Annotated in this window: 12 protein-coding genes and 1 pseudogene; 4 read left to right on the plus strand and 9 right to left on the minus strand. The window is 40.8% G+C overall.

What is annotated here, in order from left to right:
• The first annotated feature begins 190 nt into the window (after positions 1–190).
• On the plus strand, positions 191–1,150 hold the full coding sequence (locus ACE1B6_RS19965) for a thioesterase domain-containing protein (RefSeq protein WP_413259028.1): 960 nt from the start codon (positions 191–193) through the stop codon (positions 1,148–1,150).
• A gap of 134 nt (positions 1,151–1,284) precedes the next feature.
• Here ACE1B6_RS19965 and ACE1B6_RS19970 read toward each other — a convergent pair whose 3' ends face one another.
• From ACE1B6_RS19970 to ACE1B6_RS19990, 5 genes are read right to left on the minus strand one after another with little or no spacing between them, the layout of a single operon-like run.
• Complete coding sequence (locus ACE1B6_RS19970; protein WP_413259017.1) at positions 1,285–2,382, minus strand: hypothetical protein; 1,098 nt, start codon at positions 2,380–2,382, stop codon at positions 1,285–1,287.
• A gap of 49 nt (positions 2,383–2,431) precedes the next feature.
• Entirely contained in the window at positions 2,432–6,736 is a 4,305-nt protein-coding gene (locus ACE1B6_RS19975; RefSeq protein ID WP_413259018.1) for a non-ribosomal peptide synthetase, read from the minus strand.
• The gene (locus ACE1B6_RS19980) at positions 6,733–11,775 is read right to left on the minus strand and encodes an amino acid adenylation domain-containing protein (RefSeq protein ID WP_413259019.1); all 5,043 of its coding nucleotides are present in this window, start codon (positions 11,773–11,775) and stop codon (positions 6,733–6,735) included. The genes ACE1B6_RS19975 and ACE1B6_RS19980 overlap by 4 nt, the downstream gene beginning before the upstream one ends.
• Before the next feature lie 56 nt (positions 11,776–11,831).
• Positions 11,832–12,665 (minus strand): isocitrate lyase/PEP mutase family protein, encoded by an 834-nt coding sequence (locus ACE1B6_RS19985; RefSeq protein WP_413259020.1) that lies wholly within the window; start codon positions 12,663–12,665, stop codon positions 11,832–11,834.
• Positions 12,666–12,708: 43 nt separating this feature from the next.
• Positions 12,709–14,625: an AMP-binding protein gene (locus tag ACE1B6_RS19990; RefSeq protein ID WP_413259021.1), complete on the minus strand. Its 1,917-nt coding sequence runs from the start codon at positions 14,623–14,625 to the stop codon at positions 12,709–12,711.
• Between the two features lie 130 nt (positions 14,626–14,755).
• On the opposite strand from ACE1B6_RS19990, the pseudogene ACE1B6_RS19995 reads away from it, so the two are divergent.
• Positions 14,756–14,884: pseudogene (locus ACE1B6_RS19995) on the plus strand (IS701 family transposase); the annotation flags it as partial.
• 216 nt (positions 14,885–15,100) lie between these two features.
• Positions 15,101–15,745 carry a hypothetical protein gene (locus tag ACE1B6_RS20000; protein WP_413259022.1) on the plus strand — a complete coding sequence of 215 codons (645 nt, stop codon included), beginning with the start codon at positions 15,101–15,103 and terminating at the stop codon, positions 15,743–15,745.
• 326 nt (positions 15,746–16,071) lie between these two features.
• On the opposite strand, the gene ACE1B6_RS20005 is transcribed toward ACE1B6_RS20000, so the two are convergent.
• The 4 genes from ACE1B6_RS20005 to ACE1B6_RS20020 form a co-directional block, all read right to left on the minus strand.
• Complete coding sequence (locus ACE1B6_RS20005) at positions 16,072–16,203, minus strand: hypothetical protein (RefSeq protein WP_413259023.1); 132 nt, start codon at positions 16,201–16,203, stop codon at positions 16,072–16,074.
• A gap of 131 nt (positions 16,204–16,334) precedes the next feature.
• On the minus strand, positions 16,335–19,304 hold the full coding sequence (locus ACE1B6_RS20010) for a CHAT domain-containing protein (RefSeq protein ID WP_413259024.1): 2,970 nt from the start codon (positions 19,302–19,304) through the stop codon (positions 16,335–16,337).
• 44 nt (positions 19,305–19,348) lie between these two features.
• Positions 19,349–19,810 carry a pentapeptide repeat-containing protein gene (locus ACE1B6_RS20015; protein ID WP_413259025.1) on the minus strand — a complete coding sequence of 154 codons (462 nt, stop codon included), beginning with the start codon at positions 19,808–19,810 and terminating at the stop codon, positions 19,349–19,351.
• Between the two features lie 86 nt (positions 19,811–19,896).
• The gene (locus tag ACE1B6_RS20020) at positions 19,897–20,373 is read right to left on the minus strand and encodes a hypothetical protein (protein WP_413259026.1); all 477 of its coding nucleotides are present in this window, start codon (positions 20,371–20,373) and stop codon (positions 19,897–19,899) included.
• A 9-nt stretch (positions 20,374–20,382) separates the two neighbouring features.
• Here ACE1B6_RS20020 and ACE1B6_RS20025 point away from each other — a divergent pair, with 9 nt between their 5' ends.
• The gene (locus ACE1B6_RS20025) at positions 20,383–20,601 is read left to right on the plus strand and encodes a hypothetical protein (RefSeq protein WP_413259027.1); all 219 of its coding nucleotides are present in this window, start codon (positions 20,383–20,385) and stop codon (positions 20,599–20,601) included.
• Positions 20,602–20,717: the final 116 nt, after the last annotated feature.

Below are 20,717 nucleotides of genomic sequence, written 5' to 3' on the forward strand. Positions count from 1 at the left end.
ATCAGTTGTAGTACTTTTAGGGATCATTTTTCTACAGAAACTCTGGCAAACCCTCCATTCAAGAGGGTTTGCCAGAGTTTCTGTCTTCAATGAAGAGGTATTGATAAGTTAAATTTATCATAGTCTTTAGGGGAGAGCCCAAACTGGCGCGATCGCACCTCGCAATACCACAGAACTACAACTTTCTCAAATTTGGTCGGAGGTTCTCAATATCCCTTGTGTGGGAGTTCGAGACAACTTCTTTGACTTAGGCGGTCATTCCCTGTTAGCCGTGCGTCTGATAGCTTGCATCGAACAGCAATTGGGAACTCATCTCCCCTTGGCAACCCTGTTCACCGAACCCACCATCGAGCGCCAAGCCAGTTTGCTGACTGCTGCTACCAATGCCCAACGATCCTCCCCTTTAGTCCCAATTCGGCAAACAGGTTCTTTGCCACCATTTTTCTGCGTTCATCCAGTGGGGGGCAATGTTCTGTGTTACGCAGCCTTAGCTCGCCAGTTAGGTGTCGCACAACCTTTAACTCGCGTTGAAGATATGGCTAGCCGTTACCTGGAAGCACTACAGACCATTCAACCCGAAGGGCCATACCAACTCGGCGGCTGGTCTTTCGGTGGTATCGTCGCTTTTGAGATTGCCCAACAGTTACACTCTTTAGGACATGAAGTAGCACTGTTGGCATTGATAGATAGCTTTAATCCTACCGTTCTCAACAAGCCCAAACCAGATGAAGCGATATTGATAACTTCTTTTGCCAGGAATCTAAGTCGTCTTTTTGACAAAGAACTGCCAGTGTCAGTGGATAAACTGAGGCAACTGGAGTTGGACGAGCAATTAGACTGTCTCCTTAAGGAGGCAAAAATACTTCAGATCTTGCCATCAGAAATCGGGCTACAGCAGATGCGCCAGCTATTTGAAGTTTTTCAAGCTAACAGCCAAGCTATCCATAGCTATGTACCCCAGCCTTACTCAGGTCAGATTACTCTCTTCTGTGCCGAGGAAAAATCAATACAATTAGCCGAAAAACAAATCCAAGGCTGGAATTCTCTAGCTATGGCGGGTATAGATATTCACAAAATTCCTGGCGACCATTTCTCTATTGTCCGAAGTCAGGTGTTAGTTAAGAAATTGAAAGCTTGTCTCAGTCAATGAGGTGACGGATTATGGCTCTCCCCTAAACGGTTCTGACGCAGATTTGGTGAAAGCGGGGCATCTTGCAGGAAACTGCACAGAGCTTGATTAAATAGGGCTTGCTGAAAAAGTAACAGAAAAGGAAGGCCAAATACTCAAATTTTATTGCGCTTGGCGGCGCTTGTCGCCCCCTGAATATAAGATGCAAATACTTGAGTATTTTGTCTAATATTATGATTCATGTACCACTTATGGGAATTATTTGCTACAGTTTGAAGCTGTGTTAAAGACAAATTTTGTAAAAAGCGATCGGGTACTAAATAATGCTCGTGCATTTCTAAACCATCGGATTCTGAAGGATTATAGCAAGAGGAAATAGGAACTAATCCATGAGCGCAAAAAGCAGCAAAAACGCTGGATTTACCCAAAGTTCCTGGAAAACGACTATAATCGAAAAAACCAGCTAAAGAATTTAACATTAGTTCTCGAATCGCTTCAGCAGGTTGAAAACCCATCTGCACTAAACGTAATCCCGGAAAGTCCGAGGTTTGTAAATTGAGAGGCTTACCAATATCGCAAATTTCTTCAATCCCTAAAGCTTGGCAACTGTACAATAGTCCTGTCAGGTAATTTTGGTAAACGCGGGTGCGATCGTTCCCACCAAACACAATCATTCTCCGAGTGCGATCGCTTAAAGGTGGAACTTGCTCATTCGGTTCGCCAATCGCAGAAAAATTGGGAATACAGGTAACGGGATGCTGTAACCAACCCCCTAGCACTTTTTGAAAGCGATCGCTGTTGGTGAGAACGGTTGTCGCAATTTTGGCAAGGCGGCGAGAAACTAAACTTTGAATTGGATGTAAAAAATTGAGCTTTTTAAATTTCAACGTCGGTAGCTCATGAAACATCACGATCGACTTGATATTTCGCTGCTTAACTGCCATTTCTAAAGCAGTTGCTAACCAAAAAGGAGCATCCCATTTATTCTGTAAATAAGGATAATTACTATATTGTAAAATGATTGCTTCAATATCTGCTGGCAAGACTGATAAAAGCGCTTCTGGAGTATGAGCAGGTATTCCAGTTACCGGAAATCCTGCCACAATTGGTTCGGTTTTATTTCCAGGTTTAAAAACTAGGAAATGAGTGACAATTCCGTAATCTTTTGATAATTGATTGGCTAATAAAATTGAATAATCACCGACTCCATCGGTATAGGGAGGGAGTCTCGGTACGATTTGAACGATTTTCATCGCTTATGCTCCTGCATTGTTTCAATAGTAAAACAGTTAACTATATTATTTAATCAACTTTTTGTACTTTTTCCAAACAATCTCTCACCTTTTCAACCAGCAGGGGAAGAGAGCGTTGGTTAAATAAATTGCCATTAAGTCCCGGAATTTCATGACACTCTATTCCACTTTCTACTAAGTCGCTCCAACCTAATTCTTGACCGAAATACCAGTCTAGTTTTTGCATTTTAGCACGGAATAAAGTAATCCGACCGGAGTAGATTTGAGGAGAATACTTTGTCTTTACTTCTCGGTTTGCTTGGTGAGCTTGGTGATAGCGAATTTCATAAGGAACGAACCGATCGTCATGTTGAGATAAGTGAGATTTGTTCTCAGGTTGTTCCCTCTTTAAATTGATATTATTTGGCGATTTTTTGGACTGAAAATTAATTTTAATTTGGCTTTTTCTTGCCAGTTTATTGCCCAACCAATTGCTCAGATAAGTTAGCTTTCCGACCAACGGACGTTTTCTTAATTCATCAGCATGGTAGTAATAAGTTTTGTACAGTAAAAAGTACCATTTATGAAAATTAGCCCGCATCCGCCACAGGAGACGATCGTTCGGTACGGATTTAGGAGCGTAGGCATCAACTAACGCTAAGAATACTACTTCTTCGCCTCGATCGAGAAGTTGTTGGGCGATCTCAAATGCGATCGTACCGCCAAAACAGTGACCGCCCAGCAAATAAGGGCCATTGGGTTGAATTGTCCGAATTTCTTTAAGGCAATCAGCGGCGATTTCCTCAACTGAATCTTGAAACTCTTGTTTACCATCTAACGCCGGAAGTTGCAAACCGTAAAAAGGGCGATCGCTCGATAATTGGCGACCAAATCTAGCCCAAGTCATCGCATCCGCCGCACCCCCGTGGAAGAAGAAAGGCAGTTGAGAACCTTCCGTTTTAATTGGCACCAAACTTAACCAAGGTGTTGACCATCCTTCTTGAGAAATCAGCCGAGCTAACTTTTCAATGGTAGGAGCTTTAAAAAGAGTGGCGAGGGGAATATCTGCACCAATTAATTGATGAATTTGGCTAAACAATTGGATCGCAATTAAGGAATGTCCGCCTAACTCGAAAAAATCATCTTGAATACCAATTGGCTGAACTCCTAACACTTTCTCCCAAATTTTTACTAACCGCAATTCTAAATCATTTCTCGGAGGAATCAAGGTTTTTGTCGATTTTTGTGCCTGTAAATCCGGTGCGGGTAAAGCACGGCGGTTGATTTTACCGTTAGGAGTTAAAGGTAGGGCATCTAACATCACAAATGCTGCCGGAATCATGTAACTAGGCAACCTATCTTGTAAAAAGTTTCGTAATTCCGCCACCGTTGGAACTGAGTCTGGATGAGCGATTACATAAGCAATTAAACGCTTGTATTCGGAACTTTCTCGATCGGCAATGACGACAGTTTCTTTCACCGATGGATGTTGAGCTAGATTTGCTTCAATTTCGCCTAATTCAATCCGTAAACCGCGAATTTTCACCTGAAAATCTCGCCTGCCCAAAAATTCGATCGTGCCATCAACTCTTAACCGACCCAAATCTCCCGTGCGATAAATGCGGTGGTTTCCTCCTTGAGGATCGGCTAAAAATGCGGCTTGGGTTAGTGCTGGGTTTTGCCAATAACCTAGTGCAATATGAGGGCTTCTAATCGCAATTTCTCCGCAAAGATCGGTGACATTACCTGCTTCATTTAAAAGAAGAATTTCCGTATCATCAAAGGGATATCCCACCGGAACTAAAGGCTGAGTAATTTGGGTATTTTTATCAATCAGATATTGCAGGTTAAATGAAGATTCTGTAGAACCTAAACCATTTACTAAAATACAGCGATCGGCAAAATATTTTTGATACAATTCCACATCACTTTTAACGACTTCTTCTCCTCCTAAAACGATTAAACGCAGTTGAGAGAACCGTGTTTTTTCCAGAGAGTTAGCCGAAAATATCTGCAAAAACTGTCGATAAACTGTAGGAGTGGAGTGATAAATGGTAATTTCCCGTGCTTCTAACCATTCAGCTAAATCGGTTAAACCTTCTTCTTTGATATCAATTGGATAGAGAGTGGCACCATTTAATAATGCTCCAAAAATATCTATCACTGCGGCATCAAAGCTGTAGGATGAAAGCAAGGTTAATCGATCGCTAAAAGCAATGTGGAGATTATTGGTGTAGTTGCGGATGAAATGTAGAACGTTGCGGTGGTTTTGGACGACTCCTTTTGGTTGTCCGGTAGAACCGGAAGTGTAGAGAATATAAGCTAAGGTATCGGGTGAAATTGTATTTTGTACTTCGTTGTTAGTTAAGCTGAAGTCAATTTCATCGAGATCGATCGAGGGGATTTTCTCTTGGGTTAATTGTTCAGCTAATGCCAGATTTTGACGATTGCTCAGAAGTGCGGTAGCTTGGCTATTTTCTAGGATATAAGTCAGTCTGAGTTGGGGATAAGTCGGATCGAGGGGAACGTAAGTTTTGCCTGCCTTGAGAACGCCTAAGATAGCAGCAATTGCAGGGGCATCATGTTCTAATAACAGGGCAATTCTTTCGTCACTGTTGCCATAATGTTTGAGAATAAATTGCGCGATCGCATTTGCTCGATCGTTTAAATTGCGATAAGTCCACTGATAATTTTTAGTAGAAACGGCAATCCGATCGGGATATTTATCGACTTGCTCGGAAAAGCGATCGGGAATTGATTGCTCGATCGCTGCTTTGGGAAATTCTATAAAAGATCGATCGGGAGTAACAAGGTTTTTACAATTTTGTAATCTTAGACGTTCGGCTGAACTTAAAATAGACAAATTGCTAATTGCTTGGTTTGGATTAGCAACGATACTTACTAATAAACTTTGAAAACGCTCTGCCATCACCTGGATGGTTTCTAAGTTAAACAAATCCTGATTATACACCCACTGCAACGAAATTCCTTCCGATTGCTCTCGCAGGTATAAAGTAATATCGAACTTAGAAGCCGCTTCCGAACTAGAGAGCAACTCCACCGTCAAATCTGGCAATTCCAAAGCTTTAGACTGTAAATTAACCATATTGAACCAGACTTGAAACAGAGGATTATAACTCAGACTTCGTTCCGGTTGCAGTTCTTCTACTAACTTTTCAAAAGGCATTTCTTGGTGTTCGTATGCCCCTAATGTCACCCCTTTGACTCGACTTAAAAGTTCTCGAAAACTAGCATTACCATCCAGCTGAGTGCGGAGAACTACAGTATTAATAAAAAATCCAATTAACTGCTCAACTTCCGATCGATTGCGACCCGCCACAGGAGTACCCACTACCAAATCTTCTGCACCCGTGTAGCGATATAGTAAAACTTTGAATGCCGCTAACAAAGTCATAAATAGGGTAACGCCTTCGTTTTGGCTAAGGTTTTTGAGATTATCGTAGAGTAAGGGGGAAAGCTGGTGATAATATTTGGCACCGGTAAAGGTTTGAATAGTTGGTCTGGGACAATCCAAAGGTAACTCTAATAGGGGTGGTGCGCCTTGGAGTTGTTGTTTCCAGTAAGGTAGGTGTTGTTGGGAAATTTCTTTGGCTAATTCTTCTCGCTGCCAAGCGGCAAAATCAGCGTATTGAATCGATAAGTCAGGTAAAGGACTAGGTTTGCCCTGAGAAAAGGCGGTATAAAATGTTTGGAGTTCCTGACGCAACAGGTTCATCGACCAACCATCTGAAATGATATGGTGGAGAATGATTATAAGAATATGGTCTTGGTCTTGTAGCTTGAGTAAAGTAGCTCGAAATAAAGAATCTTTTTCTAGGTTAAAAGGTTGTAGGTATTCTTGATTAATTAATTGTTGTGCTTTGCTTTCTCTTTCAGTTTCCGATCGGTTTTGCAAATCGATGAGGGGTAGAGAAAAGTTAAAAGTGGTATGAACGATCGCTTGTGGAGTACCATTGCGAGTAACGAAGTTGGTGCGTAGGGTTTCGTGACGCTCGACGATGGAGTGTAAGGTTTGCTCTAAGGCAGCTACGTTGAGATTACCCTTCAAACGTAACGCCATCTGCATATTGTAAGCAGAGCTTTTACCTTCAAGTTGGTCGAGAAACCATAGTCTTTGTTGTGCAAAAGATAGGGGTATATCTTGGTTTCTGGAAATCGGTTTAATTGGTGCAGGTTTGTTGGGATTTGCTTGCTCCAGAAATGCCATAATTTCTGGTTTGCGCGATCGCATTTGCTCGAGCAATTCAGGAGTAAGAGTTCCTTGGGGCGCACTGTAGCGCAAACGACCTCCATCAATCCATAATTTAACTTGAAGATAGCGCAGTTCGGATAAAAATTCTGCGATCGGTTTCATAATTCTCCTTCTTCTAGATTAGTTACATTTAACGGAGCTTGGGTTGATTGAGTCCATAAAATTGTGTCGATGCGATCGCCCAATTGAGCAACTGTAGGCGCTTCAAACAAAGCACGCAAAGGTAACTCCATCTGGAAAGCTTGACCGATCCGAGAAATGACTTGAGTAGCTAATAGGGAATGTCCTCCCAACTCAAAAAAGTTGTGATGAATTCCCACTCGCTCAATACCTAAAACCGACGACCAAATCGATGCTAATTGCTCCTCTGTTGAGTTACGAGGAGAGACAAAGTTAGTTGAAAATGTATCCTCAATTTCAGGTATAGGTAAGGCGCGACGGTCAACTTTGCCATTGAGAGTTAAAGGTAAAACATCCAGTCTCACGAAAATTGATGGCACCATGTATTCAGGTAGCTTTGTCTTGAGAAACGAGCGTAATTCATTGGTAATCGATTCTTTTGAGTTAGAAATAAAATAGGCAACCAAACGTTTATTTCCTGGTTGATCCTCTCTGGCTATCACAACCGCTTCTTTGACTGTTGGATGTTGAATTAATACAGCTTCAATTTCTCCCAGTTCAATGCGGAAACCCCGAATTTTAACTTGATTATCAATTCGACCAATAAATTCGATATTACCATCAGGGAGATAGCGTACTCGATCGCCTGTTTTGTAAAGGCGTGCCTTTGGGTCATTACTAAAGGGATTGGCAATAAACTTTTCCTTAGTTAGTTCAGGACGGTTGAGATAGCCTCGTGCTAAACCCAAACCGCCAAGGTATAATTCGCCGGGGATACCGATAGGAACTGGTTGTAAATTGCGATCGAGAATGTAAGTTTGAACATTAGCAAGAGCGCGTCCAATCGGTACTTCTTTCTGGATTGGCGTAGATGCTTTTACCTTATAAGCAGTGGCAACTACAGTTGCTTCGGTTGGGCCATAGGTATTTAACAATTGAGGGTAATCACCTACCTGCTGTTGCCATATTCTCACTGATTCGGGTAGGACTCGCTCTCCGCCAATGATTACCAAACGCAAAGTTTTTGGTAGGACTAGATTGGTTGTTGCTAATTCCGAAACCAATTGCTGCCAGTAAGCTGTCGGCAGTTCCAAAACCGTCACTTTCCAATCTTGGCAAGCTTTGAGAAATGTCGATGGAGAACTCAACATTTCATCCGTTCGCAGCACTAATGTCCCACCCGTAATCAGACAGGGATAAATTTCTTCGACAGCAGCATCAAAACTAATTGAGGCAAATTGTAAAATGCGATCGCGAAGCGTACCCGTAGGGTTCTCGCTCTGACTTATCTCATACTCAGAAATAGCAGCCCGTGTAAAATTAATTAAAGAGCGATGGGAGATTAGTACCCCTTTAGGTTTCCCAGTAGAACCCGACGTATAAATCATATAAGCTAAACAATCTGGCTGAATACTGTCAGGTATATTTTCCTCACTCTCATCAAAAATTCCCCAGTTTGTATCCAAACAAATGATATGCTGCACGATCTGCTGGGCGAACAAAGGCAGTAACTTCTCTTGAGTTAATAGCACTTGAACTTGCGCGTCTGACACCATATAAGCCAACCGCTCCATTGGATAAACTGGGTCTAGCGGTACATAAGCTCCACCCGCTTTCAGAATCCCCAACAATCCCACAATCATCTCTAGGGAGCGTTCCACGCAAATTCCCACCAGCACTTCTGGTTTCACCCCTAATTGTTGTAATTTATGAGCCAATTGATTTGCCTTAGTATTTAACTCCCGATAGGTGAGTTTTTGGTCTTGAAACATCACCGCTATTGCATCAGGAGTTTTGTCTACCTGCTGTTCAAATAATTGATGTATACACCGATCAAATAGGTAATCTGTTTGGGAAGCATTCCACTCTACTAGCAATTGATGACGTTCCGCATCAGATAACAATTGAAGGTTACAAATATCCTGGTTGGGAGCAGTAATAATACTTTGTACAAAAATAGTAAACTGTTCTAAAATTCTGTCAATGCTGTCATCAGCATAACTTGCAGTATCATAAACCCAATAGCATTTTTTTTCATTTTCCGAAATAACTAAAATAAGACTATTTTCTGGAGACTTTTGCTTGTAATCATCAAGACAAGCTACCTGTTCTACGATGATAGGCAACTTCCCATCAAAACCGACTTCTATAGACTGAAGTTGTGGATATCTCAGCACGACATCTCGTGAATAAGTTTTTTGCTGTTTTATTAATTCCACCTGCTCGTTTACAGCCCGAACAACTTCTGCAAAACGTTGCTCTTGGTTTATTTCTATCCGACAAGGAACAGCAGAGGCAAACAAGCCTTCTAGTCCTATCAGTTGGCTTTGTAATTCGCTATATCTCAATCCCAAATCAAAACACTCAGTCTGATTGATGCGAGCGAGATAGGCAGCAAAAGCTGCTATGACGAATTTTCCTAAAGTCTCTGCTGGTAAGTAACTCTCTAAGAAAGTAATTACCTGATTGGGAATCAGCCATTCTTTACTCTTGACTTCACCCTTTGATAACTGGGATGATATTTTCTGTTCTGTAGATGGAAGTGTTATCAACTGTAAGGTTGCTAATCTCTCTACCCAGAAATTTTCATGCTTGACTAGCGATACTTCCAAAGTTTTAATACGCTTCGATCGGTCTAATTCGATCTCCTTAAACTGCTCTCCTACCTGGAGTTTAAATCGGGTGGCAAATTCAGGCATGGAGAGGAGTTGACCATCTATTGTTAACACCTGATGCAGCAAAATATCATAACTTGCAGTACTAACCTGAAGGCAATTAGATTCAATTGCTGTTATTGTTCCTGGTGGTAACGTAGATGGAGTATCAAGAACTTCTATTTTAGAAACAACAAAAAACTCGCTGCCTAGTACTAACTTCGGAAGGCCGATTAAATTTTCGTATGAACCAAACTCTAAAGCTCGAATAAAAGTATCTATTTCATCGGCCTGACGGTTCCAGGACAAGATGCAGCCAGGACTCGGTTTTTCTGACCTTAAAAAGTAGCTTCGTTTAGCTAGATCCTGTTGAACTAAAGTGACTTGGTTAGTAGCCAAGTCATAGATTAATTCCGAAAATGAATGGATAATCGTTTCATAGCACTTACCATTCAGAGTAAAAGCCGTTTCTTTTTTACTAATGCTAATAGTTACCTGTTTTAAAATATCACCTAGATCGACCTGATGAGTCATTTTATGCCAGGTGATTCCATGATTTTTTTCCTGATGCAAGATAGCCCAAGATGGAGCATTTAGACCGCCGTACTTGGGCAGCAGAGCATCATGACAATTGATCGCATATTGACGGGGTAATTCTAGAAGTTTTTGCGGCAGGATAAAGGGATTATAAATACTAAATAAGTAATCAAAAGGTTGCTGGCTTAAAAAACCGACTAAATCTTCCGTTGGCTGAATGCAAGGTATACCTTGTGAAGTTGCCCAGCTAGTAATCAATGTACCTGTTGAGACAATGCCTAATACTTGATGACCGCGCTTTAAAAGAAGTTCAGCACAAGGAATTAGTAAAGACTCATGTCCTATTAAGAAACAATTGAATCGCTGATAGTTGGATAAAGCTTTACGATCGCTTATAATCAAAGAAGTTAAATCCAAGATTGACTGCTCTGGATTAGCAATTATCCCTGCTAATAATGTCTGAAAATTAACGCTTATCTGCTCAATTGTTGCCGTGTTAAATAGGTCTTTGTTGTACTTAAATGTACAGTATAACCCTTCAGGTTGTTCTTCAATTTCCAGAGCTAGATCGAGCATAACTATGCCTGTTTCTAATTGGCAATCTTCTATTTTTAATCCTTGTACTTCTACTGCCTCGTTAGGTAGATTTCGCAGTTGAAAAAGGATTTGAAATAGTGGAGTGCGGCTTAAGTTTCGCTCTGGTTGCAGTTCTTGGACTAACTTCTCAAAAGGAATATCTGAGCAATTGTAAGCTCCTAATGCTACTTCCCGCACTCGACCTAACAGTTCTCGAACAGTGAGATTACTATCTATCTGAGTCCGCAAGACCAGGGTATTAATAAAAACGCCAATCAGTTTTTCCGTTTCCGTGCGATCGCGCCCTGCGATCGGAGTGCCTACAATAATATCATCCTGACCCGTGTATCGATAGAGCAGTGTTTGGAACGCTGCCAGCAGGGTCATAAATAATGTCACCCCTTCCCGTTGACTCAACTCCTTCAGTGCTTGAGTGAGAGTTTTGGATAACAGCAACGAATGCTTTGCCCCCCGAAAAGTTTGCACAGCACCTCTAGGTTGGTCGGTGGGTAACTCTAGGACGGGTAAGTTACCCCCAAGCTGCTTTTTCCAGTAAGCAAGCTGAGACTCTAATCCTTTTTGTCGCTGCCATTCGGCAAAATCAGCATACTGAATTGGTAACTCAGGTAAAGGAGATGGTTTTCCAGTAGAAAATGCTTCATAAAGTGCGGCAAGTTCCTGAGTCAAAACCCCCATCGACCAGCCATCAAAAATAATGTGATGCAAGGTCAGCAGTAAAATATGTTCCTGTTCATTCAAGCGCACTAAAATAGCTTTAATTAAAGGCAATTGAGATAAATTAAAAGACTGCTGTGCCTCTTGAGTAGCAAGACGTTGAACTTCAGATTCTCGATCGTTTTTAACTAAATGACTCAGGTCTACAATTGGCAAACTTAAGGTCAGCGTAGCAGAAATAACCTGAACGGGTTGACCATCTACTGCTAGAAAACTCGTGCGTAAAATATCGTGGCGACGCACAATTTCATTGAGGCTTTGTTCCAATGCCGCAACATTTAACTGACCCGTCAAGTGAATATTTGTGGGACGATTGTAGGCGGGATTTCCTGGCTCAAGTTGGTCGAGCAGCCACATTCTCACTTGAGAAAACGAGAGAGAAGCTGAGTCAGAATTTGCACTTCGAGGAATGGATAATTCGCGGTTTTTTTCAAGAGACTTTTGCTTGAGTTTCTGCTCTAGCAGCGCCCGTTTAGCAGGTGATAGTTTAGCCAGTCGTTGGTTAATATCGTTCATCATTCTACTTCACTTAAAAATAAGTCAGAGCGGAATTTCCTAATTTGTAATACCACTGATTACTTGCTTCGATTCACTAGATTTTCATGTAAAAATGCCGTACATTCTTTCACGCCTACTTTGTTTTTCTCAATCAATCCATTCCTTTCTTTAAGTAATTGCATTTCAGCTTCCAGGGCTGTTTGAGCAGCAAATAAACAAGGTGTACTGTAGTTAACTAAAGACACTCCTGCATCCTTGAGTTGAGTTAAGTTACAAGGAGGAGATTTTCCTCCGGCAATTTGGTTAAATACTAGGGGTTTATTCACTTGAAGTTTGATTTTTTCGAGGGTTTCTAAATCTTTGATCCCATCAGCTAATATAGCATCAGATCCCGCTTCCTCAAACGCTTTGGCTCTGCGGATGATTTCATCAATATCAGTTGCATCCGTGCGAGCAACTACAAACAAATCTTTACGAGTTGCCAAAACATTTTTTAGTTTTTCGAGAAAATCATCCAATTCCATCAGCAGTTTGCCATCCAAGTGTCCGCATCTTCGAGGGCGTTTTTGGTCTTCAATAATTACCCCCGAAGCCCCCATAGATTCTAATAGAGATACTACGTGACAAGCAACTTCCGTATCTACATAACCGTCATCAATATCAACCAAAATATGATGGTGAGGAAGTATAGTTTTTACTCGTTGAACAAATGCTACAATATCGGACCAAGTAATAAATCCAATATCAGGTAAGCCATAGTAGCTAGCTGCAAAACTAAATCCACTGATAAAAATACCGTCGTAATATTTCCCGGCAATAGATGCCGAAAATACATCATAAACACCGATAAAAGGAATGATGTCTTTTTTGATCAGGGCTTGGCGTAAGAGGCTTCCGTAATGGTGTACCATTTTTTTTCAGAATCTCCTTATGAAAGGTGAATGAATTTTTTACTTACTTCTGGTCGAGGATTTGCTGGGCTTCTTCATCTGAGAGAGCTTCTATTTCAGCTAACATTTCAGCTAATCCATCAGACTCAATCATTGCTGCCCCTGCTTGGGTTATTTTCTCTGCCATAGTTGCGATGGTGGGCTGTTGAAAAAAGATTAGAAATGATAACTCGACTTCCCAAGTATCTCGCACGCGGTTGACAATTTGAGCGGCGAGAATAGAATCTCCTCCTAATTGAAAAAAGTTATCGTGAATGCCGATTTTTTCAATTCCTAATACTTGCGACCAAATTTCTGCTAGTTTGATTTCGTTTGCAGTTTGCGGCGGAGTATATTCTACTGGTGCTGCGGTTGGATTGGATGCAGTCATTCCTAGTTTTTCCGCTAATCCAATTCGTTGCAGTTTTCCGGTTGGCCCTTTGGGAATTTCATCAAGAAATAAAATGACGCGAGGAATTTTGAAATCTGCTAGTTTTTGGGCGGCAAATTCTTTGATTTCTAACTCGCTGGCAGTCATTCCTGCTTTTAAAATGACAGCAGCGGCCACATCTTCTCCTAGTAGGGTATGGGGTGCGGCAAAGGTAATGGCTTGTGCGATTGCGGGATGTTCTAGTAATATTTCATCGACTTCGCGAGGGGAAATTTTTTCACCTGCTCGATTAATAATTTCTTTAATTCTTCCTTTTAAGAAGAGATATCGATCGCTATCTAAATATCCTAAATCGCCCGTGCGAAACCAACCATTAGTAAAAGCTTCTGCATTCGCTTTCGGGTTATTTTCATAACCTGGAGTGACGTTGGCTCCTTTAATCACAACTTCTCCGATTTCACCGATGGAAATTAGGTTACCTGCCTCGTCCATAATGGCGATTTCTGGCCCTGCTGCTACGCCAACTGAACCGGGTTTGCGTTCTCTAGGAGGTAGGGGATTACTTGCCATTTGATGTGTGGCTTCTGTCATCCCGTAAGCTTCAATTACGGGGACATTAAAGGTGGCTTCTAATTGAGCCATGATTTGGGGTGCTAAGGAAGCTGAAGAGGAGCGAATGAACCGGAGTTGGTGGTGAGAAATGATGTCGCGATTCCCTGGAGCTTGTGCCAAAATTGATTGGTGCATGGTGGGAACGGCTGAATACCAAGTGGGTTGAAATTCTGCGATCCAGCTAAAAAATTGTGGGGCATAAAAGCCAGGGGTACAAACGATGCTAGCGCCAGCACTCAGGGATGAAAGTAAGGCGGCAATTAATCCATGAATATGGAATAATGGCATGATGTTGAGACAGCGATCGCGCTCAGATAAATTGAGGGTTTGGCGAATATTATTTGCACTTGTGCAAAGATTGAGATGAGTTAATGGGACTATTTTCGGGCGAGAAGTTGTGCCGGAGGTGTGCAAGACTAAGGCGATCTGATGAGGTTCTGGATTTGGGATTTGAGAAGCTGAATTTGTTAAATTTTCAGAAATTGTAAAGGTACCCGCTTCTGCTTCTATTTGGGGGTAAATTTCAATAATTGGAATTCCTCGCTGTTTAGCAACTGTTCTGGCTGGTTCGGCGATTCCTGGCTGAATTATTAATGCTTTGGCGTTCAAATCCGAGAGATAAAAGTCGAATTCTTGTTCGCGATAAGCTGGGTTGAGGGGCGCACAAGTGGCAGTTTGTGCGATCGCTAAAAAAGCTACGGCCATTTCTGGGCCATTGGGAAGGACGACGGCGACGCGATCGTTGTGACTGATGCCTAGATGATTGAGGATAGTGGCTGTTTGGTGGATGCGATCGCACAAACTGCCATAGTTTAAGGGAGTGCGTTTTGGGGCAACAATGGCGATGCGATCGGGGTTATTTTGAGCTTGAACTCGAATCAGTTCGCTAACGCACAAACTTGGCAAAGATTCTGTATTTTGGGGCTGGACAGTATTCATAATTTTTTTTTACCTAAAAATTTTGGATGGATGCCCCCATTAGAGTATAGCTTAATGGGACTTAAACAAAAAAGAAGAAAAAAAGAGAGTATAATGCTTGTGCAGCGTAGGTTTCACGTCAGAGAAGTATCGCCTAGAACTGATGAACAAGTGTAGTCAAACTAGAATAAAAAAAGGTTTTAGTTTAATAATTGACGATTCTGGTCATCGAAAAAGTGGTAATTTTACTACAGGAGTCGGAAGACAGTATATTGGAGAAAAAAGAATATCAAGTTCGCGAAAAACCAGTCTATTAAGACATTTTATTTTGGTCTTTTGTGCTTACACTTTTATCCTTTGGCATCAACTAACTGGTGATTCTACTAACACAAGTTGTTAGCTCCAAAGCACAAGTCATCGGGAAAAGCTGAAGGATAAAGCGTAGTGATATAAAGATTATCTATACGCTATAAAAATCTTTTCTCACTCAATTATCATGCTGTCTAGCAACAAAGTTCCAAAGGGATTTAAAATCCTGTCTGAGTTTCCCATTCTGGTTATTCAATACCACGAGCGATTATCGCTTTACCCCATCAAATTCTTTTTAATCATAATTGTTACGTTTCTCACCATCTCGGCTTTTATAGTAGTAGGTTATTGGCTATCTACACAGCCTTTAAGTGCGCTACAAAATCGGATTTTGCAGCCGGATTTTTGGCATTTTCCTAGATCGGGAACGGTATATTTTGATGAAAACCGTTTCTCTGTTGAGAGCCTGTTGTTTATAATCATGTTTTTATCTGTACCAACAGCTTTGGTTATCCCCAATTTAGTTTGGACTTTGTTTGGGATTATTGAGTATCGAGCTTTCCCAGAAAAATTAATAGTGAAGTACCAGTTATGGGGAATGAGTCGAACTTATTTAATTCCTAGAGATTCACTTCTCTACTTTCAGGTATATAAGGTGGGTGGTGCCCAAGGAACGAGTTACTATTGGGTACTCAAAGCGATAACCAATCAAAAAAGGTTCTTCTTCTGGCGCTCCCAAATCACACTACTTTCTAAAAAACCCATGAAATATAATGATTGGTTAAGAACAGTATTAGCAGACTTCTACGAGGTTAAATACCAGGGAAGCTGACGGGAAGGGCTGTAGGACAATTTAACTAGCTTCACCCACAAATGCTTTAGTCAATACTAATCCACCTCCTAAAATTCACAAAACATTTCCGACAACAATTCGTAAATTGCGATCGCTCCAGTTCGTAAAGCCTTTGTTCCACTTAAACTTGTACCATCTTCATCAGTAAAATTCCCGCAATTATCCCAACCGGGAACATTAGCTAACGCTAAAGTCTTGCCTAGTTGATATACAGCTTCTTCGATCGCATCTTGACTACTGTTCCCGGTTCAATGGTATTAGTATTCTCTGTAGTCACAGTTTGACTAAGCTCACTATTAACAGTTTCAATTGGTTTTGGCTAATACTGCGTCAGTATCGGTAATGTGGTAAATCCGAAAAGCGCGATCGATGTCTTCATCAGTTAACCGACGTAAGGATAAACTTTTGTCGATCGCTGAATTTAAACAAGCAATCATCTCATCAGTCAGCAATTAGGCGATCGCGTTGGTTGGAGAGTCAACCGAATTTGGCGAGTCAATACCAAGTTATTTGAACCTTTGGTGGGAGACAACTATATACTGACAGACAATGCTTGTGGACTTTAAGATTAAAGACTATTGCCAATCAAAATAAACGGTGCCCAGTAATAAGGGTGAGCGAAACCTTTGCTATACAAAAGGCTAAGTTGTGCTTGCTGTAGAGCCGCAGTTTTTGAGATAGGTGCAGACTTTGTTCCCTTGGCTAAATTACTGTAGAATTCTTGCATCAATTCGCTGGTACTGCGATCGTTTACTTGCCATAAAGAAGCGATGACAGCTTTTGCACCTCGACCGAGGAAATAATAACTAATTCCAGCAATTTCCACGCCTTCCGCATCTGGCCCACCTAATGCTGTTTCGCAAGCAGATAGAACTACTAAATGAACGTCTACTAAATCTTGTAAAGTTTCAATCTGGGGAATTGTTAACTTTTCACCAGTCCCTAGCAACAAATAAGAATCTTTGGGGCGACCCACTACAAATTGCCCATGAGTAGCAATATGTAAAATCTTTTTTCCTGATAAATTATCTCGCATAGTCCGAAAATCAAATTCTCGGTTTAAAAATGCCTGTCCGGGATAAATTCCCTGAGAATCATCATTTCTTTTTCGGACGACTCTATTAATTTCATCCTCAACATTTGGTAAAGCATTAAAATTTAAAATTGGTTTAGATAAACCAAGAGCTAAAACCGAAATATTTTCTCTGCCAAGGGGTAGGCGATCGCGTAGATCGGTTAATTCAGCAGACAATATAGTAGAAATTGTATAGTTTTCTATTAAATATTTTTGTCCGTCAAACAATGCACTCATGGGAATGTAGCGGGTGACGCGATCGAGGGAAAAAACTAAATTTTTTACTGGATTAGTTTTCAGTTCAGATTCTAAAGGTTTAATTAACCAATCGTAAAGTTGTTTTCCCGTAGCCTTGACTTCGGCAATATTAGAATTAGGATTTTGCAGCAGCAGCCGAAATTTTAAGACAGTTTGACCCAATTCTTGTTGTTTGACTGGAACTTCTAAGCTTTTAACAATTCCACCTGGGGCTGCCCATAATAACCAAATTTTATCTTTTAAAACCAAAGGATAAATCAGTATTGTACCTGGTTGCGCTGCGACAATTTCTCTAGCTTTACGACCTAAATCTTTGGGATTGAGAATAGCTTCATCCTGAGTTTGAAGCGATCGAATTTGTTTAACTAAACTTTCTACAGATTGATTATACTGGCGGGTTAAAGCATCACGTTTATCTAATAACTCACCCAGTTGGCTACAGCGATTTTTCTGGCATTCATCCACTTGCTGTCCAAAAGCAATTAAACTCCCATAAATTTCGATAATTTTCTCTTCCGTTGGGTTAAACTGACTGCCATCTGTTTCCCCTCCGGCTCTACTATTTTCTGTGAACTGGCGTAATTCTTGAATTTTCAGAAGTTCCAAGATTTGTTGCGCTTCTAAAATTCGTCCTTGAGAAAGCAATAAATTGGCTAATGAACGATAAGTATCTGCAACAGTTTGAGTATAAGATTCTTGTTGTTCGCGTGATAATGGTTTGAGGTTTTCCCGAATTGCTTGTGTAACATTAACTGATTGTTTGTAAAACACAATAGCTAGTTCGGGTTGATTTTGCTTTTCTAGTAAGAAAGCAATGTTACTCAAAGTTACTCTTTCGGCTGGTCGATCGCCTATTTCTTTTTGAATAGCTAAGGCACGTTGATAAGTCTCCAGTGCTTTTTGAGCTTGACCATTATTTTGATAAACTACCGCTATACTGTTAAAAGTGATTGCTTCCCCAGAGCGATCGCCGATATTTTGTCTAATTGCTAAAGATTTTTGCAAGTATTCCAATGCTTGAGAATAATCAGCTTGTCTATCATAAACTATGCCGATATTAGTCAGAGTATTCGCTGCCCCGGCGCGATCGCCAATTTCTTGTTTAATAGCTAAAGATTGCTGATAAAAATTTAAAGCTTGAGTATACTGACCTAAGCGATCGTAAACTAATCCAATATTGTTTAAAGTGGCACTTTCTGAGGGACGCGCACCCAGTTGTTGAACAATTGCTAAAGCTTTTTTATAGACTGATAAAGCTTGGTTATATTGACCTAAAGTGTAGTAGATTCCGCCAATGTCATTGTGCAGATTTGCGGCATCCACCAGTTTGCCAATTGTTTGATTAATTGTCAGTGCTTGCTGATAGAAATCTAGGGCTTTCTGGTACTCTCCTTGACTATCGTAAACTGTTGCCATAAAACTGAGAGTTACTGCTTCACCACTGCGATCTTTAATATCTTTACGAATAGTTAAAGCTTGTTGATAATACTCAAGAGCGCGACCATATTGACCATTGCTGTAATATACGAATCCTATATTGTTGAGAGCGCGACCAATGGTTATGCGATCGCTAGTTATTCGAGCTATTTCTAACGCCTCTTGATAAAACTTTAAGGCTTGGTCATATTGACTTAATCTGCGATAAACAATACCAATACTCAGAAGTGTACGACCTTCACTGGTGCGATCGCTTTCCTGTCTACTAATAGCCAAAGCTTGCTGCAAAACAGCCATTGCTTTGTCATATTGACCAAGGTCTTTGTAGACTATACCCAAGCGTCTAAGTGTCTCTCCAGTACTTACTCGATCGCCCAGTTCTTGATGAATCAGCAAAGCTTGTTGTAAAATTTCTAATGCTTTTGAATATTGGTTTAGTTCGCCATAAATTTCTCCCATGTTACTTAGCGTTATTCCTACACCTGCACGATCGCCTAATTCTTGGCGAAGCTTTAGTACTTGTTCAAATATTTGTAAAGCCTCGGAAAACTGACTTTGGTAAAGCTTTTCAACGCCTAACTTAAAAAGGCTGTCCGCTTGTAGTTTTGGCTCTGATAACTGAGAAAGAATTTGATGTTTGGGAATAGGTGATTCTCCCAAAACTTTAGGTATACTATTGGGCGAAATTTCTGCTACTTGTATCGGTAAGATTATTGAAGAAAATAAGCCAAAGCTAGTCACCAAGAATGATGAGAAATCTAAATTCATTAAGGATTGCCTCTATCAATAATTGAATTAAGTATTATTATTTCTTAACGACTACCACCACTTCCTGTTGGTTGGGGTGCATTAGGTTCTGGACGAGTATAATGTTGATTTCTTGGCGTTGCTGAACCTGCACTGTTTTGGGTATTATTAGATGTTCCTTCATTAGGAACGACTGTACCAGCACTCAGCCCTATTACATTAGTTAAATTAGCTTCTTTCAGGTTAACACCATTCAAATTGGCATTAGTTAGGTCAGCATTGGATAGGTTGGCACGATTCAAATTAACACCACTTAAGTCAGCACCACTTAAATTAGCACCACTTAAGTCAGCACCACTTAAATTAGTGTTTCTCAGATCGACACCACTTAAATCACAACCTTGACATACATTAGTATTGATTAACTGTTTGAGATGTTCGGGATTACCTGCACTAGCTGGGAAAACTGTGAAGCACAAAGGTAATGATGTAGTAATAGCAATAAATATCGGTTTTATCAGTAACATTGATCGCCGATTGTGAATTAGCATATCTATTTTTATAACAGTTTTTTTTGTTAAGTTCGATCGCAAATCCTAATATTCCCTCTATGTCAAGTATCATCAGCATTTTCCGCACTGATATCATCTAGTGGTTCCTGATGGTTGACAGCAGGACTCAAACGATTAGCTACTGCCCGTAAAACCTCAGCCATTTGTTCAGGACTCATTAATCTGATTTGCAAAAGTAAACCATCATCAGGAGGATTTTCTTCGATTTTGATATCCATTTTTGCCAGACGACCGACAATCATTTGCGCTAACCTGGCAGCTTCCTGATGATTAAGTTGGTCAACTATATCGATCGCTTCTTCAGCAGTGCGGTATTGTCTAATATCAACTTTGTCACGTTCCTGGGCTACAGCAATTAATTCCTCCAAAGAATAAGGAGTGTGGACAGCAAGATTAGCCAGAGTAGCAACGTCAGGATTTTTCACATCACACAATTCTAAACGACGAATAGTTGCATGGCTGACTTTGCTCAATACCTCAAACTCACGATAACTGCGATCGCCTCCTGGATCGGACAACTGAAAACGATGGCTGATAGTTCAGATTATGCGGTGGCATTTAATACGGAGTTTGATGCACCGTTGGTAAATCAATTGCTTGGAGAGCAGCGTTGGTTGTGCGCGATGAGAGACTTTGATTGGAATTATCCCAACATCAATGCTTATGGTGGCTACAAGCTGACTGACTTGGCGCTGTGGTTAGGGATTGGAGTGAGTACCGTGTTATTGTTTGAAGTTGTTGATTAAGGCTAAAAATGCACTTTCTATCATTGCTGAGTACAAAGGCAATAGATAGCAGAAAATTGTTCTGGAGATTGATGATTAAATGAAATTTGTTGACAAAAACGCAGCGAGTGAAATAC

This window comes from Floridaenema fluviatile BLCC-F154, assembly GCF_041929135.1.
Classification (GTDB): Bacteria; Cyanobacteriota; Cyanobacteriia; order Cyanobacteriales; family Aerosakkonemataceae; genus Floridanema; species Floridanema fluviatile.